This is a genomic window from Streptomyces sp. NPDC085866 (assembly GCF_044541035.1).
In the GTDB taxonomy this organism is placed as follows: domain Bacteria; phylum Actinomycetota; class Actinomycetes; order Streptomycetales; family Streptomycetaceae; genus Streptomyces.
The window spans coordinates 460831-476204 of sequence record NZ_JBITSQ010000003.1; the positions used below are offsets into that span (position 1 = coordinate 460831).

Consider the following 15374-nt stretch of genomic DNA (forward strand, 5'->3'; position numbering starts at 1 on the left):
GGCTTCCCCTTAGTGCAGTCGTGCGAGTCGTGCTGCTGTGGGTCCGCCGTCGGCCGGTGTCCGTCGTCCCTCGACACCGGCCGGCGACTACGCGAGGGCTATTCGACCGATAATGATCATCTCTTTCGTACGACGACGAAGTCGGCGAGTGCCGTGAAGGCGGCCCGCACCTGTTCGGGCATGTCGACGACGTCGAGGGCCTCGACGGCGATCGTGTGCTGTCGGCGTGCTTCCTCGGCCGTCCACTCGCGGCCGCCGGCCTCCTCGATGAGGGCGGCGCGGGCCGCGAACTCCTCCTCGGAGAAGTTCTCGAAGTCGCTGCTCTTGGCGTCGGCGGCGAGGATCTCGCCGAGCCGCTCGGAGGCGGAGCCGCCCGCGGCGAGCGCGGCCACGACCGGCAGGGACTTCTTGCGCTGGCGCAGGTCGCTCCAGGTCTGCTTGCCGGTGGACCCCGGGTCGCCCCAGATGCCGAGCAGATCGTCGACGGCCTGGAAGGCGAGGCCCAGGTGGTAGCCGTACTTCTCCAGGGTGTCGGCGGTGCGGTCGTCGGCGCCACCGAGTACCGCGCCGATGGAGCTGGAGGCGGCGAGCAGGGCGCCGGTCTTGTTGCCCTCCATCTCCAGGCACTCCTCGACGCTGACGCGGTCGCGGTGCTCGTAGGAGATGTCCTGCGCCTGACCGTCGATCAGGGCGCGGCTGGCGGCGGTCAGGCGGCGGGTGGCGCGGCCGGCCTCGACGGTGCCGAGCTCCAGCAGGATCTCGTTGGCGAGAGCGAACAGGGCGTCACCGACCAGGATGGCCTGGGCGGGGCCGTGCACCTTCCAGACCGTGTCGCGGTGCCGGCGCTGCTCGTCGCCGTCCATCAGGTCGTCGTGCAACAGCGAGAAGTTGTGGACGAGTTCGACGGCGACGGCCCCGGGGATGCCCACCTCGGGTGCGGCGCCGGTGACCTCGGCGGAGAGGACGGCCAGGGCGGGGCGCACGGCCTTGCCGCCGTCGCCGTCGGCCGGGTTGCCGGCCGCGTCGATCCAGCCGAAGTGGTAGGCGGCGACGGTGTCCATCGGAGGCGCCAGGCGGTCGACGGCCGCACGCAGGACCGGGGTGGCCAGGGTCCGGCCGCGCTCCAGAAGCGCGGTCACGTCCACCGCGGTCCTCCGAGCGGGCGTCGAGGCCGGGGGCACAGTGGGCACAGTCTCTCCTCTTGTTGCGGTACCGGGGGTGCGGGGGCCTGCCGCGTGCTGATCGAGCGTCACGCCGCCTCCTCGAACTCGAAGAGGCGGCGGGGGCGGGGCCGGCCCAGGGCGCTCAGCACGGCGTCGGCCGCGCTCACTCCACTGCGGACCGCACTTTCCATGGTCGCGGGCCACCCGGTGGCGGTCCACGCTCCGGCCAGGTACAGGCCGGGGGCCTTGGTGCGGGCGCCGGGCCGCAGCCGCCCGACGCCGGGGGTGGGAGCGAACGTCGCCGTGCGCTCCCGGGTCACGAAGAAGTCCTTCACCACCGCGCCGCGCGTGCCCGGGACGAGGCGCTCCAGCTCGGGCAGGTAGCGCTCGCGGAGCTCGGCGACCGGTGCGTCGATCTCGTCCTGTGCGGCGGACTGGGACAGGGCCAGGTACTGCCCCTCGGCGAGCCCGGACGCGTCCGTCCGGTCGAAGACCCACTGCACGGGGGTGCCGAGGGCGGCGAAGAAAGGCCGGGCGAGCACCTTGCGGTCGTAGACGACATGCACGTTGAGGATCGGCGCGGTGCCGATCCTCAACAGCTGTTCGGGGGCGTCGAGGGCGCCGGACGGCAGCAGGTCGTACGTCTCACGCTGGGGTACGGCGAGGACGACCGCGTCGGCCCGGAGCGTCTCGCCGGGAACCTGAACGCTCCAGGTCCCGTTTTCGTTGATGGAGACGGAGGTGACGCGTGAACGGACCTCGGTACGGACGCCCGCGGAGTCGAGCGCCTTGCGGGCCAGTCGGTCGTGCAGTTCGCCCAGCGGGACATGGGCCCAGCCGATGTCGGCCGCGCCCGGGTCGGACAGCAGACCGGTCTTGAACACCATCGCGGCGAGCCCCAGCGAGGCGTCGCCCGCGACCGCGTTGAGGGTGGCGACCCCGACCAGGTCCCACAGGGCCTCGACGGCACGCGCCGACTGGCCGTGGGCGGCCAGCCAGCTGCCGAAGTCCTGGGTGTCCAGGGTCGGATCGGCGAGGTCGAGCCCCTTGAGCGCGAGCGCGGCACGCCCGACCGCGGCACGTTCGGCGAGCGACAGGTGCGGATAGGTGGCCAGGCTCCGGCCCAGATGCAGGGGTACGGGCAGGGCGTCGCGCCGCAGCCTGCCGAGCCGCCGTCCCTCGGGCCGGTTCACGTCCAATACGGGCACGTCGAGACGATCCTGCAGCGGCGCCAGCGCCGTGCCCTCGATGCGGTCGAGGAACCAGCGGTAGGCGGTGCAGCAGCGCAGGTACACGTGCTGGCCGTTGTCGACGGTCAGGTCGCCGCGCTGGAAGGAGAAGGCGAGGCCGCCCAGTCTCGGCCTGCCTTCGAGCAGGGTGACCCGGACGCCCGCGTCGGCGAGCGCGAGCGCAGCGGTGACCCCGGCGAGGCCGCCGCCGACCACGACGGCACTGCGCCCTGCCGGCGCCGGGGCGTCGGCGTGCGCCTGCGAGTGGTGTGCGCCCTCGCTCATCGTGCGTCCTTCCGTGCGTGCCCAAGCGCTCCGCTGGACGTGCCGCGATGGGCCGTCGCTCGTCCGCGGCGCCATCGTGGCTGGTCGTGCCCACGCGGCGGTAGCCGCATGTCCCGCACAGCCCCGCGCCCCTTCAGGGCGCTGTCGAACATCAGCGGACTTCGCCTGGCCTGCTTGGCGTGCTGGATGAACGGTGCACGCTCGGCCGTCGCAGTCAGGGACGCCACGCCGCAGCGGAGGGTTGCCCGCCGCATCGGGCCTTCGGAGTCGGCCAGTGCCCCGGAGTCCATCAGGCGCGCCTCCTGACGGTCCGCCGGGACACGTGCCGGGTGTCGAGGCCCGACAGTCCGCGTACGGCGACGTACGCCTTCTCACGTCCGGGCAGCGAGACACGGCCGCGCAGCACGGCCTCCGGGTCGCGCTCGATGCGGTCGAGCAGACGGCGGTAGATGCCGGCCATGGCGGCGACGCAGGCGCCGCTGCGCCGGTCGAGCATGGGGAGGAGCCGGTAGCCCTCGGCGAAAAGGGCCCGGGCCCGTCGCACTTCGAAGTGCACGAGGCCCGCGAAGTCGGAGCTCTCCGGTGGGGTCGGGCCGTTGAATCCGGCCGAGCACCCGAATTTGGCGAGGTCGTCGGCGGGCAGATAGGTACGGCCGCCCTCGGCGTCCTCACGGACGTCCCTGAGGATGTTGGTGAGCTGCAGCGCGAGGCCGAGCGTGTCGGCGTACTCGGACGCGCGCTCGGCGCCGCGCGCCCCCGGCTCCGTGCCGAACACGCCGAGCGAGAGGCGGCCGATCGCACCGGCCACACAGCGGCAGTAGAGCTTCAGGTCGTCCCAGGTCTCGTAGGTCTCCCCGCGCACGTCCATCTGAACGCCGTCGATCAGCTCGTCCAGACCGCCGAGCGGGATCGGGAAGGCCTGGGAGGCATGGGCGAGGGCGACGGCCACCGGGTCGGTGTCGTCCTCCTCGACCCGGCCCGCGCGGACACGGTCGAGCAGGGCCCGGGTGTCCTCGAGGCGCGCGACCTTGACCTCGCCGGGCAGGTCGCCGTCGCCGATGTCGTCGACACGCCGGGAGAAGGCGTACAGCGCGGACATGGCACGGCGCTTGGGCGTCGGCAGCAAGCGGATGCCGTACGCGAAGTTGCGGGCCTGCTGCCCGGTGACGGCCTCGCAGTAGCTGTAGGCGGCGAGTACCGGTGCGGACACGTGTGGCACAGACTCCACGGTCCGGATCACCCCTCTCCTCGCAGAGTCACGCCCACTTCACGCAGCAACTGGACCTTGCCGGGTCTGGGCGGGCCGGGAAGTACGTCGTATTCGGCGGCGGCGATCGCCCGGATCGCCGCCCTTCCCCCTGCCACGAACCCCGCGAGCAGCAGCTTCAACCTGCCGTGGACGCTACCCACCAAGGGGGCGCCTTCATTCAGCAGATCGCGGGCGCGTTGCGCTTCGTATGCAACCAGAGCGCGCAACGATGCGCCCGTGGTTTTCGCGGCGAGATCCGTTTCCTGGACGTGGAAGCGCTTCATGTCCTCGGCGGGCAGATAGATCCGGTCACGGCCGAAGTCCTCGGCCACGTCCTGGAGGTGTTCCACGATCTGCAGTGCGGTGCAGATCGCGTCGGAGAGGCGGATCCGCTCGGGGGTCGAGGTACCGGTGACGGCGAGGACGAGGCGGCCGACGGGGTTGGCGGACAGTTCACAGTAGGCGAGGAGGTCGTCGTAGGTCTCGTACCGGGCGACCAGCTGGTCCTGTCGGTTGGCGGCGATCAGGCCGAGGAAGGGCTCGGGGGTGAGGGCGCGGCGGCGGACGGTGGGCTGCAGGCGGCGGAGCAGCGGGTGGCGGGGTGTGCCGTCGAAGACACGCCGCAGGTCGGCCTCGAAGGCGTCGAGGAGCGCCAGCCGGTCCTCGGCCTCGGCGGCCGTCACACCGAGGACGCGCGCGTCGGCTCCGCCGGGGGCCAGGTCGCCGTCGCCGATGTCGTCCACCAGGCGGGCGAAGCCGTACACCGCCATGAGGTCGGCGCGCCAGGCCCGGGGCAGGAAAACGGGGGCCACGGGGAAGTTCTCGCTCGCAGCCTTGTCCAGGGTGGCGCGCTCCAGTTCCGGCGCCGTGTCGGTTCCCGTCACCGCGCGCTACCCGGGGCGGGGACGGCACATGCTGCGTTGAGCTGGGGAGTTTCCGTAGCCATTGCCGTCACATCTCCCGTTCTACACTGCCGATCCAATACACACTATTTCGGACACGCCGCCCGGCCCTCCGCGGGGCTGCCGCCGGGAGGGTGTCGCGCATTATGGCCCTACTTGCCGCTTTCCGGCACCCGTACAGCTTACGTTGTACAACGCAGCAAGGTCCGTCGGGGTGTCCTGCACATCACAACAACACACCGATTGGCGTCAAGATTCCTAAGGGCGCCGGGAGTTGACGTTTCCTTTGCAGACGCAGGGCCCCACCGGACGGTTGCCGACGGGGCCCTGGCCGAAACGGCTCAACGGGTCACTTGCCCGTGAACTTCTCGTACTCCTTGAGGACCTCTTCGGTCGGTCCGTCCATGCGTAGTTCGCCGCGCTCGAGCCACAGGACACGGTTGCAGGTGTCGCGAATGGACTTGTTGTTGTGACTGACCAGAAACACCGTGCCGGCCTCCTTGCGCAGTTCCCGGATGCGCTCCTCGGAGCGCTTCTGGAACTTGCGGTCACCGGTGGCCAACGCCTCGTCGATCATGAGGACGTCGTGGTCCTTGGCGGCGGCGATGGAGAAACGCAGCCGGGCCGCCATGCCGGAGGAGTAGGTGCGCATCGGCAGGGTGATGAAGTCGCCCTTCTCGTTGATGCCCGAGAAGTCGACGATCTCCTGGTAGCGCTCCTTGACCTGCTCACGGGACATGCCCATGGCCAGACCGCCGAGGATCACGTTGCGCTCGCCGGTGAGGTCGTTCATCAGGGCCGCGTTCACACCGAGCAGCGAGGGCTGGCCGTCGGTGTAGACCTTGCCCTTCTCGGCGGGCAGCAGACCGGCGATGGCGCGCAGCAGGGTGGACTTGCCCGAGCCGTTGGAGCCGATCAGCCCGATGGCCTCACCGCGGTAGGCGACGAAGGAGACGCCCCGCACGGCGTGCACCTTGCGCACGCCCCGCTCCTCGCCACGCTTGAGTATGCGGCTCAGGGCGGCCGTCGCACTGCCCTTGCCCGTCTTCGCGCCGTTGACCCGGTAGACGATGTGCAGGTCGTCGGCGATGACCGTCGGGCGCCGCTCGGCGCTGTCCCGGGGGTTCTGCTCAGCCACGGCCGTACCTCTCCTCCGCCTTCCAGAAGTACACGAACCCGCCGACGAAGGCGACCACGGCCCAGAACAGGGCGATGACCCACACGTGCGGCGGCAGGTTCGAGGCGCCGTAGCCGTCGATCAGCGCGAAGCGCATCAGGTCCATGTAGATGGCGGCCGGGTTCACCTGCAGCAGGCGGACCACCCACTCGGAACGGCCCTCCATCATCTTGCTGATGGAGAACATGACGCCGGAGGCGTACATCCAGGTCCGCAGGATGAACGGCATCAGCTGGGCGAGGTCCGGCGTCTTGGCGCCCATGCGCGCCACGATCAGCGCGAGCCCGGTGTTGAACAGGAACTGCAGTACCAGGACCGGCACGATCAGCAGCCAGGACAGGCTCGGGTAGCTGCCGAAGCCGATCGCCACGAGGAACATCACGATCATCGAGAAGAGCAGCTGCTGCAGCTGCTGCAGCGAGAAGGAGACGGGCAGCGAGGCGCGCGGGAAGTGCAGGGCGCGCACCAGACCCAGGTTGCCGGAGATCGCGCGGACGCCCGACATGATCGAGCTCTGCGTGAAGGTGAAGACGAACACGCCCGTGACGAGGAACGGGATGTACACGTCCTTGGACATGCCCCGGCTCGCGTGCAGGATGACGCCGAAGATGAAGTAGTAGACCGCCGCGTTCAGCAGCGGGGTCGCCACCTGCCACAGCTGGCCGAGCTTGGCCTGGCTGTACTGCGCGGTCAGCTTCGCCTGCGAGAAGGCGAGGATGAAGTGGCGGCGCCCCCACAGCTGCCGGACGTACTCGGTGAGCGAGGGCCGGGCACCGCTCACGGCGAGCCCGTACTTGGCGGCGAGCTGGGCCGCCGTCAGTCCCTCGTCGGGCGACGGGGCCGCGGTCACCGCGACACCGCCGTCGTGCGTTGTCTCACTCACAGGTGGAAGCTTTCGTCTTCGAGTGCGTCGGGTTCGTCGTGAACGTCGTGGTCGGCGTGGTGCGTCGTGCCTGCGCCGTCCGGCTGCGTCGGATCCGGCTTCGGGCGCGCCCGCGGGGGCGCGGCCCGCACGGTCGAGCTTGTCAGATGACGGGGGGCCGGCCCAGTCGTGTGAGCCGCCACACCGTGCGCCACCGCATCGGGCGACGGGGGCCGCACGGCGAGGTCCAGCCCTCCTTGAAGCCGCCGAACCAGGCCCTAAGGGCCGGTCCCGAGGGACGGCGCAGCAGGGTGAGCAGCAGCCAGACCCCGAGGTAGACGGGGACCAGGAGCGCGGGGAGGTTGCGCCGGGCCAGCCAGACCCGGTTGCGGGCGACCATGCGGTGGTACACCGCGTGCCGCGAGGGCGCGGTCGTCGGGTGGTACAGCACCATGTCGGACCGATAGTCGATCATCCAGCCCGCGTCGAGGGCCCGCCAGGCCAGGTCGGTCTCCTCGTGGGCGTAGAAGAACTCGTCCGGGAGCACGCCGGCCTCGGCGAAGACCTGGGTGCGGACCGCGTTGGCGCCGCCGAGGAAGGTGGTGACCCGGGAGGAGCGCATCGGATCGGAGGCGCGCAGCCGCGGGACGTGCCGGCGCTGGGTCTCGCCCGTGTCCGGGTCGGCGATGCGGAAGCTGACGATGCCGAGCTTCGGGTCGGCGTCGAACGCCTGGCGGCACAGCTCGGCGGTGTCGTGGCGGGCCAGCAGGCCGTCGTCGTCGAGGAAGAGGAGTATGTCGACGTCGCGGCCGCCGGGGCCGAAGGCCTCTATGCCGACGTTGCGGCCGCCGGGGATGCCCAGGTTCTCGGGCAGCTCCACGGTCCGTACGCCCTCGGGGACGTCCGGAACGGGCGAGCCGTTGCCGACGACCACCACCTCGACCGGGTCGCCGTCCTGCTTGGCGACCGAGTCGAGCAGGGCACGCAGCTCCTCGGGCCGGTTGCCCATGGTGATGATGACCGCGCCGACCTTCATGCCACTCACCTCAGCCTGCTGGAGGCGAGGATGGACACCAGGTGCAGCACGGTCTGCAGCACGGCGATGCCGGCGAGCACGGCGGTGCCGAGCCGGGTGAAGAACAGGTCGCCGTGGATCTGGTCCAGGATCGCGAGGACCAGGATCAGCAGCGAGGCCTCGATGCCGAGGATCAGCCGGTGGAACTTGAGCGCCGAGGCGGCCCGGCGGGCCAGCGCCATGCCGGAGGAGCGCGGCTCGGACGCCGCTTCCTTGACCGGCGCCATGCCGGCCTGGTGCCGGGCGACACCGACGAGGTCGGTCTCGGCCTTGATCAGGATCGCGCCGAGCGCGGCGAGGGTGCCGAGGAAGGCCCACAGCCAGTCGATACGGCCCGTGCCCCACAGGTCGGCGGCGCGCAGGCCGAGGCCGACCAGGACGGCCGCGTCGGTCAGGTACGCGCCGACGCGGTCCAGGTAGACCCCGCCGAGCGAGTACTGCTTCTTCCAGCGGGCGATCTCGCCGTCGACGCAGTCCAGCAGCAGGTACAGCTGGGTGGCGACCACGCCGAGCACGGCGCCCGCGATCCCCGGCACCAGCAGGGCCGGGGCCGCGAGCACACCGCAGACAGTCATCAGGTACGTGAGCTGGTTGGGCGTGACCCCGGTGTTCACCAGGTAGCGGTCGACGCGCAGGGACACCTCGCGCATGTAGAGGCGTCCCGCCCAGTGCTCACCGCTGCGCCGGTCCTTCACCCCGGCGGGGTGGACGACCGGCCGGAGTTCAGCTACCGATGGCCTTGACATAGTCGGCGTAGATGTCCTTGATCTGGTTCGTCTTGAGGTCGAGGTGCTCGAGGATCGTGTAGCGGCCGGGCCTGGTCTCCGGAGCGAACTCCACGGCGCGGACGAACTCGTCCAGCGTGAAGCCGATCTCCTCCGGAAGCACCGGAAGCCCGTGCCGACGCAGCACCTCGGCCATGTACACCGACTCCTCGTGCGCTCCGCGCAGGTACATCGCGAAGGCGGCACCGAGCCCGCACTGCTCGCCGTGGCTCGCGGCGCGCTTGGGGAAGAGCAGGTCGAAGGCGTGGTTGATCTCGTGGCAGGAGCCCGAGGCGGGCCGGGAGTCACCCGAGATCGACATGGAGATACCGGTGAGGACCAGCGCCTCGGCGAGCACCTGGAGGAAGTCGTTGTCGCCGATGCCGCCGGGGTGCCGGAGCACCGCCTCGCCGGCCTGACGGGCCATGGCCGCGGCCAGACCGTCGATCTTCTCGCCGTTGACGCGGTTGGACAGCTCCCAGTCCGCGACCGAGTTGATGTTGGAGATGGCGTCGCCGATGCCGGAGCGCACGAAGCGCGCCGGTGCCTCGCGGATCACGTCCAGGTCGATGAGGACGGCGATCGGGTTCGGCACACCGTAGGAGCCGCGGCCGGCGTCGTTGTCGAGCGTGGCGACCGGCGAGCACAGGCCGTCGTGCGCGAGGTTCGTCGGCACGGCGACCAGGGGCAGGCCGACACGCGCAGCGGCGAACTTGGCGCAGTCGATGATCTTGCCGCCGCCGAGGCCCACGACGGCGTCGAAGTGGCCGGCCTTCATGTCGCCGGCCAGCCGGATCGCGTCGTCGAGGGTGCCGCCGCCGACCTCGTACCAGGTGGCGCCGGGCAGCGAGGGGGCGATGCGCTCGCGCAGCTTGACGCCGGAGCCGCCGCTGACGGCGACGGCGAGCCGGCCCGACTGCGAGATCCGCTCGTCGGCGAGCACTCCGGCCAGGTCGTCGAGGGCACCCGGGCGGATGTCCACGACGACCGGCGACGGAATGAGCCGCGTCAGTACTGGCACGCGATCTCCCGTCCGCGGGCGAGGTCGTCGTGGTTGTCGATCTCGACCCACTGGACGTCACCGATCGGCGCGACATCGATCTTGAAGCCGCGGTTCACCAGCTCCTGGTACCCGTGCTCGTAGAACTGCTGCGGGTCGGTCTCCCAGACCGTCTTCAGCGCGTCGGCCAGGTCGGGAGCGGCGTCGCCCTCGATCAGGGTGACACCGATGTACTCGCCGGTCGCCTCGGCGGGGTCCATCAGCTTGGTGATCTTCTGGACGCCCTTGGCGGGGTCGACGACGACCTTCATCTCCTCGTCGGCGAGGGACTTCACGGTGTCCAGCGCGAGGATGATCTTCTTGCCGTCGCCGCGGGCGGCCAGCAGGGTCTTCTCGACGGAGACCGGGTGCACGGTGTCGCCGTTGGCGAGGATCACACCGTCCTTGAGGGCGTCACGGCCGCACCACAGGGAGTAGGCGTTGTTCCACTCCTCGGCCTTGTCGTTGTCGATGAGGGTCAGCTTGAGGCCGTACTTCGCCTCCAGCGCCGCCTTGCGCTCGTACACGGCCTCCTTGCGGTAGCCGACGATGATCGCGACCTCGGTCAGGCCGATCTCGGCGAAGTTGCCGAGGGTGAGGTCGAGCACCGTGATCGAGTCCTCTATGCCCGCGGGGCCCACCGGCACGAGTGCCTTGGGAAGGCTGTCGGTGTAAGGGCGCAGACGCCGTCCGGCGCCGGCCGCCAGCACGAGGCCGATCATGCGGGTTCTCCTTCATCGTGTACGGCGGGTGCCCCTGCGGACACCCAGAAGCGGATGCTCTCGATGAGCACCACCAGGGCGACGACCACGGCGAGGACCGTGAGCGCGACCTTGAACTGCGAGGCGGTGAGCACCGCCGCGAGGACGGTGACGAGCACCGTCCGCCCCTCCTGGCCCCCGATGGCACGTACCAGCCAGGCCGGGGGCGCTCCGGCGTTGCCGCGGATGCGGTACACCGTGTCGTAGTGATGGTAGGCGACGGCGGCCACCAGGCCGAAAGCCGCAGGGAGGGCTCCGTTCACCCCTGCGTCACGTGCCAGGACGAGCACCGTGCCGTACTCGGCGGCCCGGAACAGCGGGGGGATCAGCCAGTCGAGGGCGCCCTTGAGGGGGCGGGACAGCGCCCAGCCGGAGGTGACCGCATAGACGGCGGCACCCACGACAGGCCAGCCGACGAAGAGGTTCACGGTGAGGACCGCCACACCCGCGAGCGCCACCAGGAGCGGGGCGCCGGGGCGGACACGCGTCGGACGGGCCACGAGGTCGGCGAGCGGTCCGTTGTCGGCGAGGTCCGCGAGGGCCTGCGCGGCCCGGTCGGTGCGCCTCGCCTTGCGGGTCACCGAGCGCAGCACGCGGCCGGCCGTGGTGTACGTCGCGGCGAGGGCGCACCCGACGAGGAGCACGTAGAAGGTGATGCGGGGGGTGGTGGCCGCGGTCAGGACGGCGATCATGGCCCAGCGTTCACCGATGGGCAGGACGATCATCCGCCGCAGCCAGACCGTCCAGCCGACGCTGTCCAGCTTGTCGGAGAGGGCGGCGGTGGGGCTGGTGTTGGCGGTGGCGTCGTGGTTGGCCTCGTTGAAGGAGAAGTCCACGACGTGCCGGCAGGTCTGCAGGATCATCGCGCCGAGGGCCAGGGCCCACACGTCGTCGCCGCCGCGGGCCGCGCCGAGGGCGAGTCCCGCGTAGTAGGCGTATTCCTTGGCCCGGTCGAAGGTGGCGTCCAGCCAGGCTCCGAGCGTGGAGTACTTCAGGGCGTAGCGGGCGAGCTGGCCGTCCGTGCAGTCCAGGACGAACGAGGCGATCAGCAGCACGCCGGCCGCGACGAAACCGGCCCGGGTGCCGGTCGCCGCGCAGCCCGCGGCTATCAGCGCGGTGAGCAGCGAGGCGGTGGTGACCTGGTTGGGGGTCAGGCCCCGGCGGGCGCACCAGCGGGCGATGTAGCGCGAGTACGGGCTGATGAAGAACGTGGTGAAGAAGCCGTCGCGGGACTTCACGGCCGACTTCAGACGTACGGCCTCGTCGTCGACGGCGGCGACGGCCTGCCGGACCTCGTTGCGGGCCTGCGGGTCCTCCGGCACGGCGGCGACGAGGCTGCCCAGCTCGGGGCGGTGGACCGCGCTGCCGTCGGCGTCGAGGGCGGTGACGACGTGGTCGGCGACGCTGTCGACACCCCCCACGCTCGACTTCGCTCGCGCGGGGGCACCCCCATGGGCCATGCCGTCGCCGGCGGAGGTCTCACGGGCCAGGGCCCGGGCCAGCGCCTGCCGGGCGGCGGGCTGGGCGGTGACGGCTCCGGGGACGGCGGCGAGCGGGAAGCGCGGGTCGGTGAGGCCGAGGCGCAGGGCGTGCAGGTGGCCGACGAAGCGGGCGTCGACCAGGGCCACGCGCCGGTCAGCGGGGACGGCCGCGAGGAGGCTCTCCGCCTCGGAGGCGTCGGCGGCCGCGCGCACGTCGAAGCCGAGGGACCGCAGATCGTTCTCGAGCGACGATCCGGGCACCGGCTGACCGGTGACGATGGCGGTCGACAACCGAACTCACTCCCTGGGTGCCGGCGTGGCGGCGCCGGTCTTCTGCGTGGTTGGGGCGCCCCTGCCTGCGGCTCCCGGGCGGCATGTCGGCGAAGGGTATCCGATGGGCTCGATCCCTTGTTCACCGGCCGTTCATGGTCCGGCCCACGGGGGCTGCCCCGGCCTTTGCCGCGATCATCATCGGTGATCCGGGGCCCGCCCCACAAACCGTGGCCCCAGACCCGGGCATCAGGGACATGCGGACGGGTCGGCATAGGGTGGGCGACCATGACGTGGCTGATCACCGGCGGAGCCGGATACATCGGGGCGCATGTGGCACGGGCCATGACGAGCGCCGGAGAGAGCGTCGTGGCGCTCGACGACCTGTCGGCCGCCGTGCCCTCGCGCCTGCCCGCGGACGTCCCGATCGTCGAGGGTTCGACGATGGACGGCGATCTGCTGAAGCGGGTCTTCGCGGACCACGGCGTGACAGGTGTCGTCCATCTCGCGGCGCGCAAGCAGGTCGCCGAGTCCGTGGCCCAGCCCACCCGCTACTACCGGGAGAACGTGGGCGGCCTGGCGACCCTCCTGGACGCGATGGCCGAGGCCGGCGTCGGCCGGCTGCTGTTCTCCTCGTCGGCGGCCGTGTACGGCAACCCGGACGTGGACCTCATCACCGAGGACACCCCGTGCGCGCCGGTGAACCCGTACGGCGAGACCAAGCTCACCGGGGAGTGGCTGGTGCGGGCGGCGGGAGCCGCGCACGGCATCTCCACGGTGTGCCTGCGCTATTTCAACGTGGCGGGCGCGGCCGCGCCGGAACTGTCGGACACGGGTGTGTTCAACATCGTGCCGATGGTCTTCGACCGGCTCACCCGCGACGAGGCCCCGCGGATCTTCGGTGCCGACTATCCGACGCCGGACGGCACCTGCGTCCGTGACTACATTCACGTGGCCGACCTCGCCGAGGCGCATCTCGCGGCGGCCCGGCGGCTCTCCGACGGGGACCTGACCGGCGATCTGACGCTGAACATCGGCCGCGGCGAGGGCGTCTCGGTGCGCGAGCTGATCACGGTCATCGGTGAGGTCACCGGCGACCGGCGGGCGCCGCTGGTGGAGGGGCGCCGCCCGGGGGACGCGCCGCGCGCGGTCGCCTCGGCCGAGCGGGCCGCCGAGACGCTGGGCTGGCGGGCTCGGCGCGGGGTGCGCGAGATGGTGGAGTCGGCCTGGCAGGGCTGGCAGCTGCATCACGGCAAGTAAGCCGGCAACGCCCTGACCAGCGGTTCGTTTACGCAGGTCAGGGCACATGACAACGGTGTTCAGTGCCGCGTTGCCCGATACCCCCCACCCGTAGTTCACTGTCAGCTCGGGAGCAACACGGAAGGGTGGACTTCTCATGGGGGCAGGGCACGACCACGGGCATACGCACAGCCATGCGCCGCCCACGGGTACGGCAGCGGCCGCGTACCGCGGCCGACTGCGCGTGGCGCTGGGCATCACGCTCATGGTCATGGTGGTCGAGATCGCCGGCGGTCTTCTCGCGGACTCGCTCGCCCTGATCGCGGATGCGGCCCACATGGCGACCGACGCGGTGGGTCTGGGCATGGCACTGCTCGCCATCCACTTCGCGAACCGCCCGCCGAGCACCAACCGCACCTTCGGCTACGCGCGTGCCGAGATCCTCGCCGCCCTGGCCAACTGTCTGCTGCTGCTCTGCGTCGGCGGCTACGTCCTGTACGAGGCGATCCAGCGGTTCGTCACGCCCGCGGAGACCCGGGGCGGCCTGATGATCGTGTTCGGCTTCATCGGCCTGGTCGCGAACACCGTGTCGCTCACCCTGCTGATGCGCGGGCAGAAGGAGAGCCTGAACGTGCGCGGCGCCTTCCTGGAGGTTGCCGCGGACGCGCTGGGCTCGGTGGCGGTGCTGATCTCCGCGACCGTGATCCTCACCACGGGCTGGCAGGCGGCCGACCCGATCGCCTCGCTCGTCATCGGGCTGATGATCGTGCCGAGGACGCTGAAGCTGCTGCGCGAGACGCTGGACGTGCTGCTGGAGGCCGCCCCCAAGGACGTCGACATGGCGGAGGTGCGGGCGCACATCCTGGCTCTGGACGGCGTCGAGGACGTACACGATCTGCACGCCTGGACGATCACCTCGGGCCTGCCCGTGCTGTCCGCGCACGTGGTCGTCAGCTCGGAGGTGCTGAACGCCATCGGGAACGAGAAGATGCTGCACGAACTGCAGGGCTGCCTGGGCGGCCACTTCGACGTGGAGCACTGCACCTTCCAGCTGGAGCCGGGCGGGCACGCGGAGCACGAGGCACGTCTGTGCCACTGACCGCACACACATTCGTTCGATATTCCGGGACGGTTCCCGGCTGTGCCCGCCGGGCACGATGATCTACCGGGCCCCACCTCGGTGCCGCCCCCCGCGCGGGACATGCGGACGTGCCGGGAAGTGCCGGGAGTGCCGGATTCGTACGGCAGACTTGGGGTGCGAAGACCGAGGCGAAGGATGGGTATGCCGATCACACCTGCCACCGAGACGCACAGCTCGTCGAGCGGCACCGCAGAGGCGATTTTGCTGGAACTGGTCGACGAGAAGGGCGTGACGATCGGCACCGCGGAGAAGCTCGCCGCCCATCAGCCACCAGGACAGCTGCACCGGGCGTTCTCGGTGTTCCTCTTCGACGAGCAGGGCCGGCTGCTGCTCCAGCAGCGGGCGCTCGGCAAGTACCACTCCCCCGGTGTGTGGTCCAACACCTGCTGCGGCCACCCCTACCCCGGCGAGGCGCCCTTCGCGGCCGCGGCCCGGCGGACGTACGAGGAGCTGGGCGTGTCGCCGTCGCTGCTGGCGGAGGCGGGCACGGTCCGCTACAACCACCCGGACCCGGCCTCGGGCCTGGTCGAGCAGGAGTTCAACCACCTGTTCGTCGGCCTGGTGCAGGCGCCGCTCGCACCGGACACGGACGAGGTCGGTCAGACCGCCTTCGTGACGGCGGCCGAGCTGGCGGAGCGGCACGCCCGGGACCCGTTCTCGGCGTGGTTCATGACCGTGCTGGACGCGGCCCGTCCGGCGATCAGGGAGCTGACGGGCGAGTCCGCGGGCTGGTAGTC

Annotated in this window: 15 protein-coding genes; 3 read left to right on the forward strand and 12 right to left on the reverse strand. The window is 71.0% G+C overall.

Annotation, left to right across the window (positions count from 1 at the left end; all coding sequences use genetic code 11):
* Positions 1–116: 116 nt before the first annotated feature.
* From ACIF83_RS08890 to ACIF83_RS08945, 12 genes are all read right to left on the reverse strand, one after another.
* Positions 117–1181, reverse strand: coding sequence for a polyprenyl synthetase family protein (locus ACIF83_RS08890; RefSeq protein ID WP_399725210.1), 1065 nt, complete (start codon positions 1179–1181; stop codon positions 117–119).
* A gap of 68 nt (positions 1182–1249) precedes the next feature.
* Positions 1250–2677 carry a hydroxysqualene dehydroxylase HpnE gene (hpnE, locus tag ACIF83_RS08895; RefSeq protein WP_399724757.1) on the reverse strand — a complete coding sequence of 476 codons (1428 nt, stop codon included), beginning with the start codon at positions 2675–2677 and terminating at the stop codon, positions 1250–1252.
* A complete protein-coding gene (locus ACIF83_RS08900; RefSeq protein ID WP_393470261.1) occupies positions 2674–2967 on the reverse strand; it encodes a DUF6380 family protein in 294 nt (97 codons plus the stop codon). The genes hpnE and ACIF83_RS08900 overlap by 4 nt, the downstream gene beginning before the upstream one ends.
* Positions 2967–3917 (reverse strand): presqualene diphosphate synthase HpnD, encoded by a 951-nt coding sequence (gene hpnD / locus ACIF83_RS08905; protein ID WP_393470258.1) that lies wholly within the window; start codon positions 3915–3917, stop codon positions 2967–2969. The genes ACIF83_RS08900 and hpnD overlap by 1 nt, the downstream gene beginning before the upstream one ends.
* On the reverse strand, positions 3914–4810 hold the full coding sequence (hpnC, locus tag ACIF83_RS08910; RefSeq protein WP_399724761.1) for a squalene synthase HpnC: 897 nt from the start codon (positions 4808–4810) through the stop codon (positions 3914–3916). The genes hpnD and hpnC overlap by 4 nt, the downstream gene beginning before the upstream one ends.
* 367 nt (positions 4811–5177) lie before the next feature.
* The gene (locus ACIF83_RS08915) at positions 5178–5966 is read right to left on the reverse strand and encodes an ABC transporter ATP-binding protein (RefSeq protein WP_399724764.1); all 789 of its coding nucleotides are present in this window, start codon (positions 5964–5966) and stop codon (positions 5178–5180) included.
* The gene (locus ACIF83_RS08920; protein WP_398137748.1) at positions 5959–6888 is read right to left on the reverse strand and encodes an ABC transporter permease; all 930 of its coding nucleotides are present in this window, start codon (positions 6886–6888) and stop codon (positions 5959–5961) included. Before ACIF83_RS08920 ends, ACIF83_RS08915 begins: the two co-directional genes overlap by 8 nt.
* A gap of 142 nt (positions 6889–7030) precedes the next feature.
* Positions 7031–7903, reverse strand: coding sequence for a glycosyltransferase family 2 protein (locus ACIF83_RS08925; protein ID WP_399724767.1), 873 nt, complete (start codon positions 7901–7903; stop codon positions 7031–7033).
* 5 nt (positions 7904–7908) lie between these two features.
* Positions 7909–8688 carry a CDP-alcohol phosphatidyltransferase family protein gene (locus ACIF83_RS08930; protein WP_393470244.1) on the reverse strand — a complete coding sequence of 260 codons (780 nt, stop codon included), beginning with the start codon at positions 8686–8688 and terminating at the stop codon, positions 7909–7911.
* The gene (locus tag ACIF83_RS08935) at positions 8666–9727 is read right to left on the reverse strand and encodes an iron-containing alcohol dehydrogenase family protein (RefSeq protein WP_393470241.1); all 1062 of its coding nucleotides are present in this window, start codon (positions 9725–9727) and stop codon (positions 8666–8668) included. Before ACIF83_RS08935 ends, ACIF83_RS08930 begins: the two co-directional genes overlap by 23 nt.
* Complete coding sequence (locus ACIF83_RS08940) at positions 9715–10467, reverse strand: sugar phosphate nucleotidyltransferase (protein WP_145877662.1); 753 nt, start codon at positions 10465–10467, stop codon at positions 9715–9717. The genes ACIF83_RS08935 and ACIF83_RS08940 overlap by 13 nt, the downstream gene beginning before the upstream one ends.
* The gene (locus ACIF83_RS08945; protein WP_398137745.1) at positions 10464–12278 is read right to left on the reverse strand and encodes a DUF5941 domain-containing protein; all 1815 of its coding nucleotides are present in this window, start codon (positions 12276–12278) and stop codon (positions 10464–10466) included. The genes ACIF83_RS08940 and ACIF83_RS08945 overlap by 4 nt, the downstream gene beginning before the upstream one ends.
* A gap of 267 nt (positions 12279–12545) precedes the next feature.
* Between ACIF83_RS08945 and galE the strand changes: the two genes are divergently transcribed.
* The 3 genes from galE (at position 12546) to idi (ending at position 15372) form a co-directional block, all read left to right on the forward strand.
* Complete coding sequence (gene galE, locus ACIF83_RS08950) at positions 12546–13517, forward strand: UDP-glucose 4-epimerase GalE (protein WP_399724772.1); 972 nt, start codon at positions 12546–12548, stop codon at positions 13515–13517.
* A gap of 136 nt (positions 13518–13653) precedes the next feature.
* Complete coding sequence (locus ACIF83_RS08955; RefSeq protein WP_393470232.1) at positions 13654–14595, forward strand: cation diffusion facilitator family transporter; 942 nt, start codon at positions 13654–13656, stop codon at positions 14593–14595.
* 183 nt (positions 14596–14778) lie between these two features.
* Entirely contained in the window at positions 14779–15372 is a 594-nt protein-coding gene (idi, locus tag ACIF83_RS08960; protein WP_393470230.1) for an isopentenyl-diphosphate Delta-isomerase, read from the forward strand.
* Positions 15373–15374: the final 2 nt, after the last annotated feature.